Source organism: Nonomuraea rosea (assembly GCF_039539705.1).
GTDB lineage: Bacteria > Actinomycetota > Actinomycetes > Streptosporangiales > Streptosporangiaceae > Nonomuraea > Nonomuraea rosea.
Genome location: NZ_BAABDQ010000148.1, coordinates 1 through 757 on the forward strand (window position 1 = coordinate 1; position 757 = coordinate 757).

Below are 757 nucleotides of genomic sequence, written 5' to 3' on the forward strand. Positions count from 1 at the left end.
CTCAGCGCGACGAGCTCCTTACGACCGTCGGCCCGCACGCCGATCATCACGAGCAGGCACAGCTTGTGCTCCTGCAACCGGATGTTGACGTGGATGCCGTCCACCCACAGATAGACGTAGTCCACCTGGGACAGGTCACGCTCAGCGAAGAGGCGCTGCTCACCCTTCCAGGTCTCGGTCAGCTTGGTGATGACCGACGCCGACAGGCCCGCCGAGCTGCCGAGGAACCGGCCCAAGGCGGGCACGAAGTCGCCCGAGGACAGGCCGTGCAGATACAGCAGCGGCAGCACCTCGCTGATCTGCGGCGTCTTCCGGCACCAGGCGGGCAGGATCGCCGAGGTGAAGCGCCGGCGCTCGCCCGTCTCCTCATCGATGCGCTTGTCGTTGACCCGCGGCGCTTTGACGTCGATCGCGCCGGCCGCAGTGAGGATCTCACGCGGGGTGTGGGAGCCGTTGCGTACGACCAGGCGACGACCGGCCTCGTCACGTTCGTCGGCGAAGGCGGCGATGTAGGCGTCCACCTCGGCCTGCAGGGCGGCGGCGAGCATCTTGCGGGCACCCTCGCGGACGATCTGGTCGATCAACGAGGAGCCTGCCGGGGAGCGGTCGTCAGCGGGCAGCTCGGGCACTACGGTAAGCGGCACGGGTGTGCCTTCCCGACCGACGTTGGCGCGTCGGCCTATCTCGAAACCATGATCAGATGATTCGGGAAGGTACACCCTTCCCGTCAGATCCACAGGTTTCGATCATTGCTCGA

The 757-nt window shown here is 66.6% G+C and carries 1 protein-coding gene; it reads right to left on the bottom strand.

Annotated elements, in window-relative coordinates; all coding sequences use genetic code 11:
• The coding region (locus ABEA43_RS67830) for a transposase (protein WP_345581610.1) at positions 1-644 on the bottom strand (644 nt) is incomplete at its 3' end.
• Positions 645-757: the final 113 nt, after the last annotated feature.